The 17,706-nt window shown below is 62.9% G+C and carries 18 protein-coding genes and 1 pseudogene; 4 read left to right on the top strand and 15 right to left on the bottom strand.

Annotated features, from left to right (window positions below; translation table 11 throughout):
- Positions 1 to 16 precede the first annotated feature (16 nt).
- Positions 17 to 511 (top strand): DUF3237 domain-containing protein, encoded by a 495-nt coding sequence (locus V1286_RS32075; RefSeq protein ID WP_334486637.1) that lies wholly within the window; start codon positions 17 to 19, stop codon positions 509 to 511.
- Positions 512 to 574: 63 nt separating this feature from the next.
- Here the strand turns inward: V1286_RS32075 and V1286_RS32070 are convergent, their stop codons facing one another.
- The gene (locus V1286_RS32070) at positions 575 to 1,018 is read right to left on the bottom strand and encodes a hypothetical protein (RefSeq protein ID WP_334486635.1); all 444 of its coding nucleotides are present in this window, start codon (positions 1,016 to 1,018) and stop codon (positions 575 to 577) included.
- A gap of 98 nt (positions 1,019 to 1,116) precedes the next feature.
- On the opposite strand from V1286_RS32070, the gene V1286_RS32065 reads away from it, so the two are divergent.
- Positions 1,117 to 1,671: a VOC family protein gene (locus V1286_RS32065; RefSeq protein WP_417021203.1), complete on the top strand. Its 555-nt coding sequence runs from the start codon at positions 1,117 to 1,119 to the stop codon at positions 1,669 to 1,671.
- Positions 1,672 to 1,725: 54 nt separating this feature from the next.
- On the opposite strand, the gene V1286_RS32060 is transcribed toward V1286_RS32065, so the two are convergent.
- The 4 genes from V1286_RS32060 to V1286_RS32045 all read right to left on the bottom strand — a co-directional run bounded on the left by V1286_RS32060 (position 1,726) and on the right by V1286_RS32045 (position 5,361).
- Positions 1,726 to 2,244, bottom strand: coding sequence for a GNAT family N-acetyltransferase (locus V1286_RS32060; protein WP_334486633.1), 519 nt, complete (start codon positions 2,242 to 2,244; stop codon positions 1,726 to 1,728).
- A 13-nt stretch (positions 2,245 to 2,257) separates the two neighbouring features.
- A complete protein-coding gene (locus V1286_RS32055) occupies positions 2,258 to 2,941 on the bottom strand; it encodes a DUF6064 family protein (protein WP_334486630.1) in 684 nt (227 codons plus the stop codon).
- Positions 2,941 to 3,861: an aldo/keto reductase gene (locus V1286_RS32050; protein WP_334486627.1), complete on the bottom strand. Its 921-nt coding sequence runs from the start codon at positions 3,859 to 3,861 to the stop codon at positions 2,941 to 2,943. Before V1286_RS32050 ends, V1286_RS32055 begins: the two co-directional genes overlap by 1 nt.
- 489 nt (positions 3,862 to 4,350) lie before the next feature.
- Positions 4,351 to 5,361 carry an AraC family transcriptional regulator gene (locus V1286_RS32045; RefSeq protein WP_334486625.1) on the bottom strand — a complete coding sequence of 337 codons (1,011 nt, stop codon included), beginning with the start codon at positions 5,359 to 5,361 and terminating at the stop codon, positions 4,351 to 4,353.
- A gap of 405 nt (positions 5,362 to 5,766) precedes the next feature.
- On the opposite strand from V1286_RS32045, the gene V1286_RS32040 reads away from it, so the two are divergent.
- Both V1286_RS32040 and V1286_RS32035 read left to right on the top strand, forming a co-directional pair.
- Positions 5,767 to 6,570, top strand: a complete 804-nt coding sequence (locus V1286_RS32040) for an MBL fold metallo-hydrolase (protein ID WP_334486622.1) — start codon at positions 5,767 to 5,769, stop codon at positions 6,568 to 6,570.
- A 51-nt stretch (positions 6,571 to 6,621) separates the two neighbouring features.
- Complete coding sequence (locus V1286_RS32035) at positions 6,622 to 7,290, top strand: DUF1326 domain-containing protein (RefSeq protein ID WP_334486619.1); 669 nt, start codon at positions 6,622 to 6,624, stop codon at positions 7,288 to 7,290.
- A 127-nt stretch (positions 7,291 to 7,417) separates the two neighbouring features.
- Here the strand turns inward: V1286_RS32035 and V1286_RS32030 are convergent.
- The 10 genes and pseudogenes from V1286_RS32030 to V1286_RS31985 all read right to left on the bottom strand — a co-directional run bounded on the left by V1286_RS32030 (position 7,418) and on the right by V1286_RS31985 (position 17,548).
- A pseudogene (locus V1286_RS32030) lies at positions 7,418 to 8,882 on the bottom strand (GntP family permease).
- Between the two features lie 4 nt (positions 8,883 to 8,886).
- A complete protein-coding gene (locus tag V1286_RS32025; RefSeq protein ID WP_334486616.1) occupies positions 8,887 to 9,915 on the bottom strand; it encodes a patatin-like phospholipase family protein in 1,029 nt (342 codons plus the stop codon).
- Between the two features lie 39 nt (positions 9,916 to 9,954).
- Positions 9,955 to 10,188, bottom strand: coding sequence for a LapA family protein (locus V1286_RS32020; RefSeq protein ID WP_108512376.1), 234 nt, complete (start codon positions 10,186 to 10,188; stop codon positions 9,955 to 9,957).
- 53 nt (positions 10,189 to 10,241) lie between these two features.
- Positions 10,242 to 10,817, bottom strand: coding sequence for an HdeD family acid-resistance protein (locus V1286_RS32015; RefSeq protein ID WP_334486611.1), 576 nt, complete (start codon positions 10,815 to 10,817; stop codon positions 10,242 to 10,244).
- 565 nt (positions 10,818 to 11,382) lie between these two features.
- Positions 11,383 to 12,129: an SDR family NAD(P)-dependent oxidoreductase gene (locus V1286_RS32010; RefSeq protein WP_334486609.1), complete on the bottom strand. Its 747-nt coding sequence runs from the start codon at positions 12,127 to 12,129 to the stop codon at positions 11,383 to 11,385.
- A 148-nt stretch (positions 12,130 to 12,277) separates the two neighbouring features.
- Entirely contained in the window at positions 12,278 to 13,195 is a 918-nt protein-coding gene (locus V1286_RS32005; RefSeq protein WP_334486607.1) for an MBL fold metallo-hydrolase, read from the bottom strand.
- A gap of 109 nt (positions 13,196 to 13,304) precedes the next feature.
- Entirely contained in the window at positions 13,305 to 14,510 is a 1,206-nt protein-coding gene (locus V1286_RS32000; RefSeq protein WP_334486604.1) for an NAD(P)/FAD-dependent oxidoreductase, read from the bottom strand.
- A 53-nt stretch (positions 14,511 to 14,563) separates the two neighbouring features.
- Positions 14,564 to 15,394 carry an alpha/beta fold hydrolase gene (locus tag V1286_RS31995; protein WP_334486602.1) on the bottom strand — a complete coding sequence of 277 codons (831 nt, stop codon included), beginning with the start codon at positions 15,392 to 15,394 and terminating at the stop codon, positions 14,564 to 14,566.
- A gap of 260 nt (positions 15,395 to 15,654) precedes the next feature.
- Positions 15,655 to 16,608, bottom strand: a complete 954-nt coding sequence (locus V1286_RS31990; protein WP_334486599.1) for a helix-turn-helix transcriptional regulator — start codon at positions 16,606 to 16,608, stop codon at positions 15,655 to 15,657.
- Between the two features lie 190 nt (positions 16,609 to 16,798).
- On the bottom strand, positions 16,799 to 17,548 hold the full coding sequence (locus V1286_RS31985) for an SDR family oxidoreductase (protein WP_334490037.1): 750 nt from the start codon (positions 17,546 to 17,548) through the stop codon (positions 16,799 to 16,801).
- Positions 17,549 to 17,706: the final 158 nt, after the last annotated feature.

Here is a 17,706-nt window from a genome sequence, read left to right as displayed (position 1 = left end):
AACCAGGGCTTCAAGCATGTCAGCAGATCCACGCATCAAACCCGTCGCAGCGATCAGCACGGCGCCACTGTTCGAAATCGTCGTCGATCTCAATCCGAGACTGAACATCGGTGACGGCCCGCTGGGCCGCCGCATCCTGTTCGGCGCGGCCGGCGGCACCTTCGAAGGCCCAAGGCTGCGCGGCGAGGTCGTGCCCGGCGGCGGCGACTGGGCGCTGTTTCGCGCCGATGGCGCGATGTCGCTCGATGTCCGCCTGACGTTGCGCACCCATGACGGTGCGCTGGTGCACATGACTTATGGCGGCCGCTGGATCACGCCGCCCGAATTGCGTGCCGAGATGGCCAATCCTGCCACGCGTTATCAGGTCGACCCGTCGCGCTATTATTTCCGCACCAATCCGCTGTTCGAAACCGGCGCGGAGCAATATACCTGGATGAACGACATCGTCTGCGTCGGGTCGGGATACCTGGTCGAGGGCGGCATCGCCTACAGCATTTCCCAGGTCATCTGAACGACGCGCTGTCGCAGACAGTGTCAACTGGCCACTAACGCGGGCCGCGATGGCACTGCAAGCTCAATTGGATCTGGCGCGAAGGCCCCAAAGTATCAGCCCGAACGCAACGATGCCGGTTGGAGCGGCCGGATACATCAAGGCCTGGATTGCCGCTTCCTGGAGGTCGCTGCCACGCACACCTTGGGCTGCGATCGGCATGATCGAGCCGCCGGCTCCCCAAAGCGCCGCCACAACAAATCCCGCGATCGTCGCCAGGGCCGAATAGACAAGGAACCAGAACGCGATCCTTGATGCGGTCGTGCCAAGTTTAAGCGTCGGCCACGTCAGTCCCATTGTCACGAACAAGACTCCGGTAAAAGCGGATAGCGTGTGGACGGAGCGACCGAGATTGGGGGCCGCAAGCGCAGGGATGACGAAGCCCTCAAACGACGTGAAGAGAAACAGGATAACGCCGAGTTGAAGCAGATAACGCCCTTGGCGTGACAACATTTCCGATGAGTTCATGGCAGCTTCCATACGATAGGTATTGACCTGCTGAAGCCGAGCAAGCCCAGCAAAAATCGGCGGCCGGCAGGAACGCCGGGAGAAGGCGGCTTCCGTATTTGGAACGACTGAACAGCTTTGCGCCCACCGGCGCCGGCATCCGTCTATGGCAGACGGCGAACTATCAGCGTCCTCACCCGTTAGTAGCCGGGGCCTTCCAATCGCCAGAGAGGGGTTCCATGAATCAAGCCATAAACCAATCGTCGGAGACGACTTCCGGTTCCACAAGAAGCTTTGTCCGAAGCCTCTGGGGCGTCCGATATCAGGTCAAAGACGTGGATCGCGCGGCTGACTTTTATACAAGACAGCTCGGCTTCAAACTTGATCGCAAGAATTTGCCCGCCTTCGCTCAGGTCTCGATCGGCAACCTCAAGCTCATCCTCAGCGGCCCGGGCGCGTCGGGTTCGCGTCCGATGCCGAGCGGACATCGCCAGGAGCCGGGCGGGTGGAATCGGGTCGTTCTTGAAGTCGCCGATCTCCCCTCGCGGATCGAGAATTTGAAAACGGCGGGACTTCATTTTCGCAATAAGATGGAGAGCGGACCGGGCGGCAAACAAATCCTGTTGGAGGACCCGGACGGCAATCCGATCGAGCTTTTCGAGCCGGCCCACTAGAGGCGAACGTTGCGGAAGCCGGGGCCGTATCACGCGCCGTAAGTCCATTTTGTCCTATAGGAACTTTTCGAAGTAATATCGACGAATGCCGCCTCCCAGCGTCTTGTTGCTCGCCTGCTCGGCGACGGCCTCGCTCAGCAACCGATATCCCGCGTGCCTATACAGTTCGAGCGCGGCCGGCTGTAATTCAGACGTGCTCAATTCAAGCCTTTGCATGTCAAGCCGACGGCACTCAGCCTCTGCAAATCGCAGCATCGACCGCGCGATCCCGTTACGTCGGGCGGACGGGTCGACATACATGCGACGCAGCTCCATGGCGTCAGGCGCTGTGGGTTCAAGGCCGAACATGCCGACGACCTTCGCTTCCCCGAGCGCGACCCAAAAGCCACCGCCTCGCTCATCATAGTACGCGCTGACGCGATCCATTTCCTCGGTCAATGAACGAGCGATGTAAGCTTCAAAGGCATCGCGCATATGCGGTGGCGATAGCAGGCGGTTGACCACAATGAATAGCTCGCGCACTTGAGGCGCGTCTTCCTCTATGAACGGTCGGATCGCGACTTCGGCGCTCACGTTCGGTTCTCCTTCATGATATCGGCCATCTGCGCCGGCGGATGATCATCCAGGTCCAGGCTACAGCGGCAAGCGCCAGGGCGGCATAGGGGGCCCAGGCTTGCGGCTCTCCCATCGTGCTGAGGGTTAGGCCGCTCAGGAGGCACCAGAGAGCGGGAATTGGCAGCAGCACTGGCAAAAGCCTGCCGCGGGCGAGGAGCAGAACGCCGAGCGTCGCCATCGCGGTCGGATCCGGTGCGATGCCAAAGACCTCGGACGAAGCCCAGCCACGTCCCTGCAGCGGCGCAAGCAACGGCTGTCCGGTGAGTGCGAAGGCGAGGATGAGATATCCAATCCAACCGGCGGGCCCGCGCCGGTCGAAGGCGAGACCATCGCGCAACGATCCGATGACGAGCAGCAACATGCCCTCAACGGCGAAAGCCGGCGCGACATAGGCGGCAGCCCAGTTAATGGTCGCGTAGCGATTCCACAGGAAGGACCACCCGACGAACATCCAAAGGATCGCGAGGATGAGTGCGATCCAGCGTGCCCACGTTTCCGGCCGCCACGCGATGAGCAGGATGATGATGAGGCCGGCGGCGAGCGTCAGCACGTGTAGAGGCCAGAGCGCCGCATTGTGCAATTCGAACATGCGCCAGTAGACGCGCGGCGAAAACAGCAGGAAATCCTCTGCCCGGTAGCTCCACCACTCCGACATCACAGAGCCTTCACGTGGGCCGAGATGCGCTCCCGCATGGCGAGATCAGGCATCGGGCCGGCGGCGGCCGAAAGGTTTTCACGCACGTGGCCAGCGCGGGTGGTCGCCGGAATCGCGACGGTGACGGCCGGGTGAGAGAGGATGAATTTTAAGATGATCTGCGCCCAGCTCGACACCCCCAGCTCGCGCGCCCATTCGGGCAGCGGCTCTCGCTTGAGGCGGTCGGTCAGCGCGCCTTGCCGGAACGGCCGGTTGACGATCACGGCAATGCCGCGCTCCGACGCCAGCGGCAGCAGCCGCGCCTCCGCCTCGCGGTCGACGACGTTGTAGGAGAACTGCACGAAATCGATCGGCTCGTTCCGCATGATCTGTTCGAGGAGATCATGACGGCGGCCTTCGGACGTGGTGATTCCAACGTAACGCACCGCGCCCGCCGCCTTCATCTGGAACAGCATCTGCAGATGCGCCTTCCAGGCGAGGAGATTGTGAACCTGAACCAGATCGAACTTCGGCACCCCCCAGAAGCGCCGCGATTGCTCGATCTGGGGCGGACCTCCCGCTGCCGAGGACGTCCAGACCTTTTCGGCTGAGAATAGCGCGGCGGGCCGCCCGAGCTTTTGAAGGCCGTAACCGATCACCGGTTGCGACGAACCATACATGGGGGAGGAGTCGATCATGCGGCCGCCCGCCTCGAAGAAGGCGGCCATGACACCAGCGCATTCGTCCCTCAGTACCGGATCGCCGCCGACGTTGAAGGTGATCCAGGTCCCTAATCCGACGATCGGTATCTCCTCGCGGGTCGAGGGGATGGTACGGCGGGCGGGCGAGCTCTGCTGCTGGGCATGCAGAGAGATCGGCAAGAGCGCGGCGGTGGCCGTTGCCAGGGAGGCCCGCACGAACGTTCGGCGTGTCGTCCGCATCCGATGCTCCATCATCGCGGCGGGGAAACTCCCGCGCCAAAAGGCGCAAGGTAACGGAACGCCGCTACCAGCTTTGCAATGCAAAATTGCAGATTAACGCACTGGACTAAATATGCAGTCGCGCGCCGTCCTCAATCTACGATGGACCGCGGACATCGTCAGATGAACTTCAGCTTTCTCAAACTTGCGTGACCGGTCCTGCAGACAATGATTTTGACCCGGCGCTGATGAATCCGATCACCGTCATTGCCAGCTGCTGCGCGCCGGCCCCGTGCCCGCAGCACCACCGTCATGGGGCCGGCATCCGAAGACCTTCACAAAAAGCGACATCGGACCCGAGAGGGGGACTAGGTCTGCTTTACCCCTCACAAGAACGGACATCAGCTTTGTCTGCTTTGTGCCGAGGAGACCTCAGCACGAAGCTGGTCGGCTGCTTTGGTGGATCGACTGAACACAGCAAATGCGATTGCTGGCCTGGAGCTTCCCAAACTACGGTTGCTTCCGAAGCTGCTGCGCTTGACCTCTCAGCGTCTCCGAAGGACTTTCCCCAAAATACGCGCGGTACGTGACCGAGAACCGGCCCATGTGGGTGAACCCCGTGCTCATGGCAATCTCGGTGACATTCGCTTCCGGATCGGCCTGCAGCAAGGCTTGGCGAGCTTGCCTCAAGCGGGCGTTCCGTAGGTAGCGCATCGGCGAGACGCCCTTGAATTCCCTGAAGTGCATAAAGAGTGTTCGGCCCGCAACCCCGGTCGCCGTAACGAGGTCGGCCACTGTGACTGCCTGATCGAGGTGGGCTTCGATGTAGTCGACCGCGCGCCTCACGTCACGCGGCGCAATCGGCCTATCGAGGCGTCGCAGCGCGTTGCTGTAATTGTGCGGGTGCCACAGCAGCAGTGCGGTAATAATGAACTGCTCGAATTGGCTCATCGTCGTCGGGCTCCAGAGCACCGATCCCGCCTGTTCCAGGTCCGCGACGGCCATCAGCACGTAGCGTGCCAGGCTGCGGCCGTACCCCGTGGCGAGGTCGATGGTGGGCGCAAAGTCGAGGGGAGCGGTTGGTGGCTCGCCGAGTAGGGCGGCAAGCTGATCTGTAAGGCTGGATTTGGTCAAAGACAGTTGGATGCGGCTGCTATCGGCCTCCGATACCAGCCGACAGCTCTCGCGCATCGGCGAGATGATCGTGGCAAGGTTCGGGTTGCAGACGATGTTGTCACGGCCAATAGTGGCTTCAAGCTGTCCGCGAAGCGGCAGATGGATCCAGGTGTCCGTGCGGGCGGGGCTCGGTGACAGGACAACCGATGCGCCGCCGTATTGCACGTAGCCCATGTAGAGGTCCGGCATGTAAACGCCGTTAAGGCGCGCATCGAGCCGGCGGGCCTGCCGCCTCGCGATGTCGAAGCGGTAGCCTTTCGCGCGCAGAAATGCACCGGTTTCTTCCACATTGCGGCTGTGGAAAATGGGCAGCTGCTCCAGAAGCGGCGCTGTGCCAAGCTGCATGCTCGCCTCCGTGTTTGATCGAGCATACCACGCACACCGAGGCATGGGCACCGGGGGCGGGGAATGTTCCGATCATTCTTGCAGTTTCTGGATAATGACCGTTGGTTCCCGGAGGGGATTTACGCGCTTTCCGGATAGAACCTCGCGGCACTCGGATATCTAGCACCCAATGCGCCAGTTAAGCTTCGCGCCCAACGGGGCGGTGCCTATCAATAGGGGTGGCCCATCAAGGAGGGAGGCGTCGTGATTGCAGGGCATGTTTACAGAATAGCTCGTCGCCAATTTCTGGCTGAATCGGCTGCAGCGGCTCTGGCCGCATCTGCGTGCGTGTCTTCGCTGCGACCGACTAGGGCAGCCGTCCCTACGGTACCGGTCCACAAATCAGGCAGCCTCGAGACTCTGGTCATGAGCGACGGCCATTTCGTCCTTCCAGCGAGCTTCCTCGTGACGCCGGACTCTCCGCCTGCCGAGCGCGAAGCCGCCCTGAACGCATCCGGACAAACCGGCGAACAGCTCCAGCTCGTGAACACTGTCGCGGTGATCCGTAGCCAGTCCGATGTGGTTCTGGTCGACGCGGGCACCGGCCCGCGCCACCAGCCCACGGCGGGAAAGCTTGCGGAGAACCTCGAAGCTGCCGGCATTCCACCGGCGGCCGTGACCAAGATCGTCCTGACCCACGGCCATCCCGACCACCTCTGGGGCATCCTCGACGCGAATGACAAGCCGATCTATCCGAATGCGAGCTATTTCGTTTCGACCGTCGAATGGAACCTTTGGGCCGACCCTGATGTGATGCGAAGATTGCCGGCAGTCTTGGCAACCAACGATCGCATCATCAATGGTGCCAAGAACCATTTCTCGCACGTCAAGGACAAGATGAGGACGGTACGGGATGGCGATGAGATTGTCAGTGGCGTGCAGGTCATCGATACGCCAGGGCATACGCAGGGCCACATCTCGGTCGAAATCGCCGGCGGGGATGGTCTCGTCGTCGTTGCGGACGCGCTTACGCACGCTGTGATCTCATTCCAGCATCCGTCGTGGCGGGTGCCAGTCGACCATGAGCCTGATCGGGGCATCTCGACCCGCCTCCGCCTGCTTGATCGCCTCGTCATTGACAAGCGTCGGGTGATCGGCGCTCACCTGCCGTTCCCTGGCATCGGCTTCGTCGAGCGCAAGGATGGCGCCTATCGCTTCGTTCCGACTTGAAGCTCGCGCAGAGTCGAGTTGAGCGTCATCGCTTTCGGAAGGCGCAGTGAGATGGCTGATCAATGGCTATTCAAGAGCGAGACTTATGATAACTGCAACTGCGCTATGAATTGTGGTTGCCAGTTCAACCTGCCGAGTACCCACGGCTATTGTCAGTCGGCCTTCGTCGGCACCATCGTTGAGGGCCACTTCAACGATACGCCGCTCTCAGGCCTGAACTGGGCGGCGCTGTACAAGTGGCCTGGCGAAATCAAGGACGGAAACGGCCGGCGCCAGATCGTTATCGACGAGCGTGCAGATGAAGCTCAACGGATCGCGCTTGAAACGATCGTCTCAGGCGAGGCATGCGAACCGTTGAGCAATCTTTTTGCTGTATTCGCGTCCACATGCTCGGAATTCTGCGAGACGTTGTTCCTGCCGATTGATCTTGATGCGGACTTGGAACAGAGAACCGCAAGGGTAGAGATACAAGGCGTCATGCGGAGCACCGGCAGGCCGACGATCAACGAGTTTACCGGTCAACCGTTCCACATTGCGCTGGCGCGTCCTAGTGGCAGTTTCGAGTTTACCTACGCAGAAATCGGGATAGGTACCACGTCGGTCACAGGTGACATGGAAATGGCATTCGAAGATTCATGGGCGCACTTTTGTGTTCACCACTTCAATCAGGATGGCCTGGTCAGGGAAAGATCACGGCTCACGGCATGGCTTGGCACATGACTCCGCATTCCCGTGAATGACGCTGGCATCACCGTTCTGTCCGGTCGGACTGAATAATGATCGCTGCGGCATCAGGTATTCGCGTGCGGCAATCATCAGTCAGTTGAGACAACAGCCGTGCTGATGCTCAGAACGATCCTATAACCGAGCCAAGCGCGATGACAGCAGTGAGGGCGATGAGCGCGCCGACGATACCGACCATGACGATGTCGCGATAGCTGTCCCGGTGCGTCGATCCGCAGACGGCGAGCAGCGTGACGACCGCGCCGTTATGAGGCAGGCTGTCGAGCGTACCCGAACCGATCACCGCCACGCGATGCAGCAGCGCGGGATCGAGTCCGATCTCCGCTGCGCGCGTCACGTAGGTCGCTCCGAGCGCGTCGAGCGCGATGGTCAGCCCGCCCGACGCCGAGCCGGTCAAGGCTGCGAGCACGTTGGTGGCGACTGCCAGCGATACCAGCGGTCCACCGCCGATGCCGAGCACGGCGTCGCGCACCACCGTGAAGGCAGGCATCGCCGCCACCACGGCGCCAAAGCCGACCAGGCTCGCCACGCTCATCGCCGGCAATACCGAGGCGTTGGCGCCGGCGTCCATGGTCGCGCGCAGCGCCGGCAGCCGCCGATGGCTCACCGCGAGCACGGTCAGAATCGCGCAGGCAAGCGCTGTGATCACCGCCCACACGCCACCGACAGCGGCAAGCGACGTCCCACCCCAGCGAACTTCGGCGAGAAAACGGGTGTCGAGTGCCGGCAGGATGAGCAGCGACATCGCGAGATTGACGACCATCACCATGATAAGGGGCAGCGCGGCGAGCATGGCCGGAGGCAGCAGGTCGGTCACCTCACCGTGCACGATCTCCGCCGGATCGAACTCGCGCGCGGTGGTGGCGCGTTCGCGTAATTTTTCGTCGGTGGCGAGACGGTCGGACGGCATCGGCGCGCCCTCGCCGAAGCCTTCGCCATTTCGCTTTGCGATCGCCTCCTGGCGATGGAGCCACCACAGGCCGAAGCCGAGCATGATCAGCGATGCCAGGATGCCGAGGCCGGGCGCGGCAAAGGGCGTGGTGCCGAAGAACGGCATCGGAATCGCGTTCTGGATCGACGGCGTGCCGGGCAGTGCCGACATGGTGAAGGTCGAGGTGCCGAGCACGATGGCCGCCGGCATCAGACGCCGCGGGATTTCCGGCCGCACGAAACAGCTCCTGCGCCATCGGCGCCAGCACGAAGAAGGCGACGAACAGGCTGACGCCGCCATAGGTGACGAGCGCCCCGGCGAGCACGACCGCCAGCACGGCCCGCTGCGGGCCGAGCCGCTCGGTCGTGAAGTTCGCGATCGCGGCGACCGAGCCGCTGTCCTCCATCAGCTTGCCGAACAGCGCGCCAAGCAGAAACAGCGGAAAGAACTGCGCCAGAAAGCCCGCCGCGCTGGGCATGAAGGTCTGGGTCCAGTGGGCGAGCAGCGGCTCGCGGGAGAACAGCGCTGCGATCACGGCGGCGAGCGGCGCAAGCAGCAACACGCTCCAGCCCCGGAACGCGAACGCGATCAAAAGACTGAGCCCGATCAGGATGCCGAGAAGCCCGGACGCCGTCATGGCCTCAGCATTCCGCGAGCAGCGCGTCGAGATCGGTCGTGGATTGCTTGCCGATATCCTCGCCGTGGGCCTCAAGGAATGCGTCGGCACTCTTGCGGCCCTCTTCCTTCAGCAGCGAGACGAACGCCCACTCGGCGTTGAGCTTCGACGACGCGCCGAACTCTGTGAGCGCGTCGGTCATGATCCGGTGCGTGCGCATACCGGCCCAGCGCGCGCCCTCGCCGTGTCCGGGGTCCGCCACCTGGCGCAGCAGCGCCATCATGCGCAATTCCTTCATCAGCGGCGAGTTGAAGGAAATCTCGTTGAGCCGGTTGAGGATTTCATTTGCCGTGCGCGGCGGCTCCGGCCGTTCGCGCGGATTGATCTGCACCAGAATGGTGTCACGCGCGTCGCTTTCGCGCACCAGCGGCGTCAGCGTCGGATTGCCGGCATAGCCGCCGTCCCAGTAAGGTTCGCCGTCGATCTCGATCGCATGGAACATGGTCGGCAGGCAGGCCGATGCAAGCAGGACGTCGGCGGTGATCTCCTTGTTGCGGAAGATGCGGCCGCGACCGGTGCGCACATTGGTCGCGGTAACGAACAGCCTGATCGGTGCGCGGGCCAGCCGGTCGAAATCGATGCTGTCGGCGAGGAGCGCGCGCAGCGGGTTGTGGCCAAGCGGATTGAGATCATAGGGCGAAACCACGCGGGCCATCAGGTCCATGGCGATATAGGCGGGCGAGGTGTCGAGCGTCCAGCGGCCCATCAGGCGGTCAAGCGGCGAACGCTGCAGCGGGCTCAACGCCGCAGCCTGAGACACCCGCCGCCAATAGGTATCGAGCGCCGCCCGCGCGCCTTCGGCGCCGCCTTGCGTCCATCCGTCCGCCACCAGCGCTGCGTTCATCGCGCCCGCCGACGTGCCGGAGATCGCCTCGATCCGCAGCCACTGCTCCTCGATAAGCCGATCGAGCACGCCCCAGGTGAACGCGCCGTGAGAGCCGCCGCCTTGCAAGGCGAGATCCACCAGGACCGGTTCGCGCGCGGTTTCTGCCATCTTCATCCTCCTCGGCCGGAGATGAAACGGTGCCCTAGGTCAGGACGAGCCGACAATGCTTCGTCTGGACCCTTCGTAGGATCGACGCAGCAGCGCGTACAGGCTGCCGCCCGTCACCGCGCCAAGGAGGTAGGCGACGGCGACCAGCAGCGCGAGCGGCACGCGGGCATTGATGCCGAGGAAGGACATGGTGACAATCTCGAAGTTCTGCACGGCAAAGATGATCGTCGCGGCGGCGAACAGGATGATGACGGCGAGGTAGATCCAGCGCATGGGTGCCTCCTAATCGTCGATCGACTGCGTCGCGCGCAGTCGTCACCACCACGTCAACGAGCGCGGCGCAGGCCGAAGCCTATTCCGATCCAGCCTGCGCCGGCGATGATGAGATCGATGCCGAGGAACAGGCCGAGGATGTAAAGGCTCGAGACCGGCCAGCGCACCAGGATCAGCAAGCCGAGCAGCAGCGTGATCACGCCTGACAGCGCCACCCAGATCCAGGGTGTTTCCCGCTTCATGCTGAAGGCCAGGAAGATCCGCATGATGCCCGAGGCCACCAGCGCTGCGCCGAGAATGAGGGTGAGCAGCACGGCCGCGAGCAGCGGATTCTGGAACGTGACGAAGCCCGCGAGAATGTAGAGCACGCCGAGCAGGGCCCAGAGCAGGAATTTGCCCCAGCTCTTGATCTGGAAAGCGCTGAACACTTCGGCGACGCCGGCGATGATCATCATCACGCCGACGATGAGGACGCTCGCGACGGTAGCCATCGCAACGCTGCCAAGCGCGATAAATCCTGCGATGAGATAGACGACGCCGAGTGCGATGATCCAGCCCGACTTGGCACGTAGTGGCGCCGTATCCGAACCGGCCTGGGGATCTCCGATCGTACCTGAAGTATTGGTCATGACGGTCCTCCGATGCGAAAACCTGCCCGACGTTGGTTTGTCGGTTTCCTCGACGCGACGGCACGCGGGCGAGATGTTCGACACGTGGATACTAGCGCAACTTCGCGTTGCGATCACCTGATTTTAGTATCGCCGGTCGCGGTTTCGTCGTGCGGGGTCTTACAGCGGCACGATGCTGATCGGCTCGCTGGGATAGGCGATCATTGAGCGCTAGCAGTACGCTGGATCAGCCGTATCCCCTTCCGGCCTGCATAGCAATTTGCCTATTTGGGCAAACATCCACTCCATTTGGCCCGGTGCTGACTTGTTTCAATAGCACCCGGCCAATAAAAGCACGATGGCGCATGCGACAACTATTTCCAGATCTTATTTCGTTCGCCCTGAGGCGCGATGTCTATTACCGGAACCTTGACGGAGATCGCCCGATGACTCCTGCACGGTGCCACTCATCACGCATGATGTGCGCAACAAGGTCCGCTCTGCCACAAAGCAGACTTCGCCAGATCAGCTTCGATGTCAGTGCGTGAGCCTTTCGTTCAGGTCGGACCGCACGGCAGCTTGGAAACTAAGCCAGTCCCAAGCCGCCATCGACGGCGAGAACCTGGCCCGTCAGCCATTGCGAGGCGGGGCCCGCAAGCTGGACAATCCATTCCGCGACGTCGTCGGGAACGCCGCGCCGACCGAGTGGAATCCGTGCGCGCTCGTCTTCCTTGACGGCTTCTGCCTGTTCCGCAGATAGCCCCATCATCCCGGTCAAGGCGCCGGTTTCCGTGGGCCCGGCCGCGACCGCATTCACCCTTATTCCGAGCGGCGCGAGTTCGAGCGCCCAGCAGCGGGTCAGGTGTTCCAGCGCCGCCTTGCTGGCGGCGTAGTGGGATAGTCCCGCCGCCGGCCGGTGACCGAAGGTCGAGGAGATGTTGATGATGGTGCCCTGCGTCGCCTTCAGGTGAGGAAGGGCGGCGCGGGCCAGCAGGCTCGGACCGAGCACATTGACGGAAAAGATGTCTGTGATCCGATCGGCTGTCGCATCCGATAACGGAAGGATGGCGCCCGCGCCGGCGTTGTTGACGAGCGCATCCACTCGGCCCCACTTGTCGACCGCCGTGGCGATGGTCCGCCTGGCGTCTTCAGCAGAGGCGGTATTCGCAACGATGCCCGCGATATTCTTATGCGCCGCCACCGTTTGCTCGACGGGGCCGGCGCGGCGGCCGGTGATGAGGACCTTGTCGCCTTGGTTGGCAAAACGGAGCGCGGCCGCCCGACCGATGCCAGAGCTGCCGCCCGTTATGATCATGACTTTTTCGTTCTGCATGTTCGTTCGACTCATCTGTAAAGTTGGAAGTTGGTCAAAGCGGGCATTAAGCGACCGCTTCGGTTTCAGCGGCTCAGTGGTTGCGAGGTATTGAACCAGGGCGCGAACTCATGCGCGCGCCCTGGTTCGGCCTTAACCCAACGAGCGGTCAGTAGTCCCAGAAGACCGGTACGAAACGGAAGGCGTCGCCGTCGGCCGCCACCCGTCCGATGGACGGGAACGGCAGGTGAGTGGCCACCAGCATCTCGCCGCTCTTAGCCAGCTCCCGCAAAAGACGGACCCGAACGCGCGCCGCCTCTTCGGGGTCGTGTTCGAAACCGTTGTGCCAGTCGGGCTGCTCGAACCCGACAGTAAACACGGCGTCGCCGGCGAACGTCAGCCCGTCATCGCCGGACGCCACGCGGACCACGCTGTGCCCGGGAGTGTGACCGCCGGTGCGACGGGCGACCACGCCCGGCGCAATCTCTTGCTCCTCATCGAACGTCCGCAGGTTGCTCCCGTACTCGCTCACGAACCGCTTGGCGGCCGACCGAAGCGCATCCGGGAAACCCTGCGGCATGGAGGTGTGGGAGAAATCGGGCGACTCCCAGAACTTGACCTCGGCGGCCGCCACGTGGATCCGCAGGTCTTTACGCAGTCGCTCCTTCACCCCCTCGACGAGCAGCCCGCCAATGTGGTCCATGTGCATGTGGGTCAGCACAAGATCGGTCACGGACCCGAGATCGATGCCGGCGGCCTCCAGTCGCTTGATCAACTGGCCGGCCCGCGGCAAGTTCAAGTCCGGATCGGACCCTAGTCCAGCGTCAATGAGGATGGTCTTGCCGCCGCTACGCACCACGACCACGTTCAGCGCCCAGTCGAACGCGTCCTGCGGCAGGAACATGTCTTTCAGCCAGGCCGCGCGGTCGGCCGGGTCGGCGTTGTGTCCCAACATTTGGGTTGGGAGCGGCAGCACTCCATCGCTGACCACCAGCACGTCAATGTCGCCTACCTTCAGCGCGTAGCGCGACGGAACGAGCTCTTCGGGTCCCGATGTAACGGGGTATGAGGTATTGTGCAGGTTCATGATCGTCTCCTGTTTCATGGTAAAGGTGCCTGGTTGGTCTTGGTTCTGGCTGGTCTTGGTTGAGCAGACCGCGCAGCCAGGGGAGCGCGGCCGCCATCGCTTGGGGTGTCTAGAGATTGGTCACGCGCTCCGGATCGGCCGATGCGAGCGCCGCGGCGCGCTCGGCGCGGGGCGGGTAGATCCAGACAGTATTGATCTCCTGCTTGGTCTTCTTGGCGACGTCGCCGACCATCTCGACCTTGCGTTCCCAGCCGCGCGTGAACAGAGCGCCGGCTTCGCCGAGGTCGAGGCAGGTGACGTAGGCCTTCTGGTGATACGGCCTGGTCGAAACGCCCAGGAGTTCGGCGGCGGCATTGTTGCCGGCAAAGGCGCCCATACGCGTGGCGTGCTGGCACGACATCAGCGCGTAGTTGCCTTCGTCGTCGCATGCGGCCCGCGCAGCATCGCCGGTGGCAAAGACGCCGGCGACACCCGGCACGCGCAGATCGCGATCCACCAGCAGCCGGCCGAAACTGTCGCGCTCGGTGGGAATCTGCGCCGTCAACGGCGCGGCGCGGATGCCGGCCGCCCAGACCACTGTCTCGGTTTCGATGTGTTCGCCGGTCGACAGGGTGACGCCGGATTTGTCGAGCGAGGCGACGCCGGCTCCGAGCCGGGTCTCTACGCCGAGCTTGCGCAACGCTTCCTCGATCACTGGGCGAGGGCCTTCGCCCATGTCGGGAGCGATCGCACTGTTGCGGTCGACGATGATCACGCGTGTCTTGGCGTCCTTGCCAAGGATTTCGCGCAAGCGCGCGGGCAGCTCCGTTGCTGCCTCGATGCCGGTGAAGCCGCCGCCGGCGACGACGACTGTATCGCGCCCGTTGATGGCCGGCCGGTCGGCCAGGCTGTGTAGATGCTTGTCGAGCGCGATTGCGTCATCGAGCGAGTCAACACTGAAGCCGTGATCGGCAAGGCCCGGAATGTTGGGGCGGAAGAGGCGGCTGCCGGTGGCCACCACGAGACGGTCGTAGGACAGAGTCTTTCGCGGGCCCTTTGGAGTCGTGATCTGCACCGTTCGAGCATCGGTGTTGATCGTCTCGGCGCTGCCCTGAATGTAGTCGACATCGATCGCCTTGAGGACGTCAAGCAGCGGCGCGGTCAGGGTTTCGGGCTTCGGTTCGTAAAGCCGCGGGCGGACCACCAGCGTCGGCTCCGGTGCGATCAGTGCGATTTCGAGTTCTTCGGGCGAAACGCCCTGGATGTCGCGCAGGCGGGCGGCGGAAAGTGCAGCGTACATGCCGGCGAAGCCGGCGCCGATGATGACTAGTCGCATGTGGTTTGCTCCTGGTTTTGAGTGTTTTCGATGAAAAGACGTAAGCGAAGGCGCTAGGCCGCGATGAACGAGAGCAGCTCGGCGTTGATGAGGTCGGCATGGGTCGTGCACATACCGTGCGGCAGCCCCTCGTAGATTTTGAGAGTGCTGCGCTTCAGCAGCTTCGCCGACAGCGGCGCAGAATCGGCGACGGGCACGATCTGGTCGTCGTCACCGTGCAGGACGAGCGTGGGCACAGTGATGCTCTTCAGGTCCTCGGTGAAGTCCGTTTCCGAGAACGCCTTGATCCCGTCATAGTGCGCGTTGGCGCCGCCCATCATGCCTTGGCGCCACCAATTCCAGATGATTGCATCCGATGCCTTGGCGCCCGGCCGGTTGAAGCCGTAGAACGGGCCGCTGGCGAAATCGAGATAGAACTGCGATCTGCCGGCGGCGAGCTGCTTGCGTAGGCCGTCGAACACTTCGATCGGCAGGCCGCCGGGATTGGCTTCCGTCTTAAGCATCAACGGCGGCACGGCGCTGATCAGTACCAGTTTTGCGACGCGATCCTTGCCGTGACGCGCGACGTAGCGCGCGGCTTGGCCGCCGCCGGTGGAATGGCCGACGTGAATGGCGTTGCGAAGATCGAGGTGCTCGACGACCGCCGCGGCATCGGCGGCATAGTGATCCATGTCGTGGCCATCGCTCACCTGGCTTGAGCGACCGTGACCGCGGCGATCATGGGCGATGACGCGATAGCCCTTGCCGACGAAGAAGAGCATCTGCGTCTCCCAGTCGTCGGAGCTCAGCGGCCAGCCGTGGTGAAAGACGATGGGCTGGGCGGATTTCGGCCCCCAGTCCTTGTAGAAGATCTGTACGCCATCCTTGGTGGTGACGGAGGTCATGGGATCAGTCCTTTGAGCGGGGAATGTCGAAGAGTCTTTTTCCTTGCCGGTCGCCGAAGAGGAGCGGACGGTGAGCGAAGTCGCGTAAATGAGCGCGCTTGCGAGCACTTTCCTGCGCGAAGTACTTGCAAGCTGGCTGATGGATTTGTTCCTGACCATTTTCTTGTCTTCCCTGGTGTTGGCGAATGCTCCGTGATGTCTTAGCGAACCAGTCCTGCGGCTGCGCCAGCGCGATTGCTGCCATCGCAGAGCGATTGCTGTTACCGAAAGCGTCGTCGCCAATCGCTCGGGGTTTCTCCGGTCAGCCGCCTGAACGCCGCAGCGAAGGCGGTCTGGGAGGCATAACCAAGCGCGGCGGCAACCGACACGACCGACGCGTCGGTGTCGCGCAGCATGTTCATGGCCTGCTCGAGTCGGTGCTGGCGCAGCCAGGCATGCGGCGAAAGCCCGGTGCTTTCCTTGAAGGCACGGCAGAAGTGGAAGCGCGACAGTCCAGCATCCGAAGCGAGCGCTGCGAGCGAGACGTCCGCATCGCTATCGGAACGCAGGCGTTCGATGGCGCGGAGCAGTGCCATCGGCGCGAGGCCGCCCACGACCGGCGGGGACACGATCGGCGAGCCGGCGTGCGCGGCCAGTAGACGGTTGGCCAAAAGATCCGTCAGTTGCTGCCTGAACAGGGCATCCAACGCCGCGCTGCCCTCAAGCGCATCCGCCGCACTCATGAGCAATCGGGATGTAATGAGGTCGGTGTGCCCCGTTCTTTCCAGGAGATCGCCGGGAGCGGCCAGGTCGGCTTCGCCGGCAACACGTTCGAGCGTTCTGTGCGGAAGGTAGAGCTGAACGACATGCATGGGCTTGTGAATGTCCCACCGGGAGGTCGAACCGGCCGGAATGATCGTCACACCCCCGGGACGCGCCGTTGCAATCGCGGCTGATCTCCCGGTGCGCCGCTCCAGGCGCTGCGAGCCGGCGGGGTAAGTCATGATGACGTGATCAGCCATGGGCTCGACGACGTCGTGCACGGGCTCATGTTTCCAATAGGCGATTGCGCCGCTGGACGGGTCGGAGGCCATGCGAAGGGGCGCGGTCCTGAGCACGCGCGCCATCTCCACATCGGCAGGGCGCCGGTCGGCATCGGGCGACTGGTGTTGGCGCGCCTCAGACGCCGCCGACGGATCCTCATGCGAGGAATCGCGCAAGATCGGCTTACTCATGGTTTTGTCCTCGGGCTAGGGAGGCCGGGTACGGTATGACGAGCAGCTCCCGCTAGTCGTCATGATCCGGAATGGTCAGGTTCTTTTCGTCGCTATCCACGACGAAACGGCAAGCAGACGCGCGGGCCCTGTCTTGCTCGCGATGCGCCGGGCGTCGTGAGTATCGATTTGCGGGCCTTGGTCGTGCCCGTCACTGGCGGAGCCCGGCCAGCCAGTCCTCGAAACGCACGGCGCCGAGCCGGGGATTCTGGCCCGGCGTGAGAGACCGATCGTCTAGTTCTGCTCCGAAATAGCGAGCATGGATGTCGGCGACGACCTTGCGCGGGTCCTTTGTCGCCGTCAGATATTGCCGGGCGAAGTCATCGAGAGTGAACGGTTCCGGTCCGGCCAGCTCAACGATGCCGTTGACCGGACCGCCGAGCGTGACGTCGGCCAGGGCGGCAGCGACGTCGTCCGAAGCCACGGGCTGAAACAGGGCAGGCGACAGCCTGACGATTTGTCCATCAGCAGAAGAATCGACGATCCCGCCGACGAACTCGAAGAACTGGGTCGCGCGCAAGATCGTGTAGGAAATCTTCGAGGCCTTGATCAGGCTTTCCTGCACCAGCTTGGCGCGGAAGTAACCGTTTTCCGAAAGGCGGTCGACCCCGACAACGGACAGCGCTACATGATGGCGTACCGAGGCGGCGGCCTCGGCGGCGAGAAGATTGCGGCCTGACGTTTCGAAGAATTTCAGAACCGCACGGTCCTCGAAGGAGGGCGAGTTTGCAACATCGACGACAATCTCGGCGCCCGAAAGCGCTCTGTCGAGACCCTCGCCGGTGATCGTGTTGACGCCCGTACTGGGAGATGCCGCGATCACCTCGTGGCCTTTCTGACGGAGCTTGCTCGCGAGCTTCGTTCCGATGAGCCCGGTACCGCCAATAATGACAATCTTCATGACTTTCCCTCGACTTTCGGGCCACCAATGGCCTTGCTTGTGAAAGCGAGGGGAGATTGCGCCCAAGCTGGCCGAAAAGCCTTGCAGCCATGTTGGATTGCGATTGGATTTACCTTGGAAATTTGTCCAAGCGGCGCGCGGAAGCGCCAATTTCATTT

It is taken from the genome of Bradyrhizobium algeriense, assembly GCF_036924595.1.
Taxonomy (GTDB): Bacteria; Pseudomonadota; Alphaproteobacteria; order Rhizobiales; family Xanthobacteraceae; genus Bradyrhizobium; species Bradyrhizobium algeriense.
The sequence above is the reverse complement of the archived record's forward strand: the minus strand, read 5'-3'. Positions and strand labels throughout refer to the sequence as shown.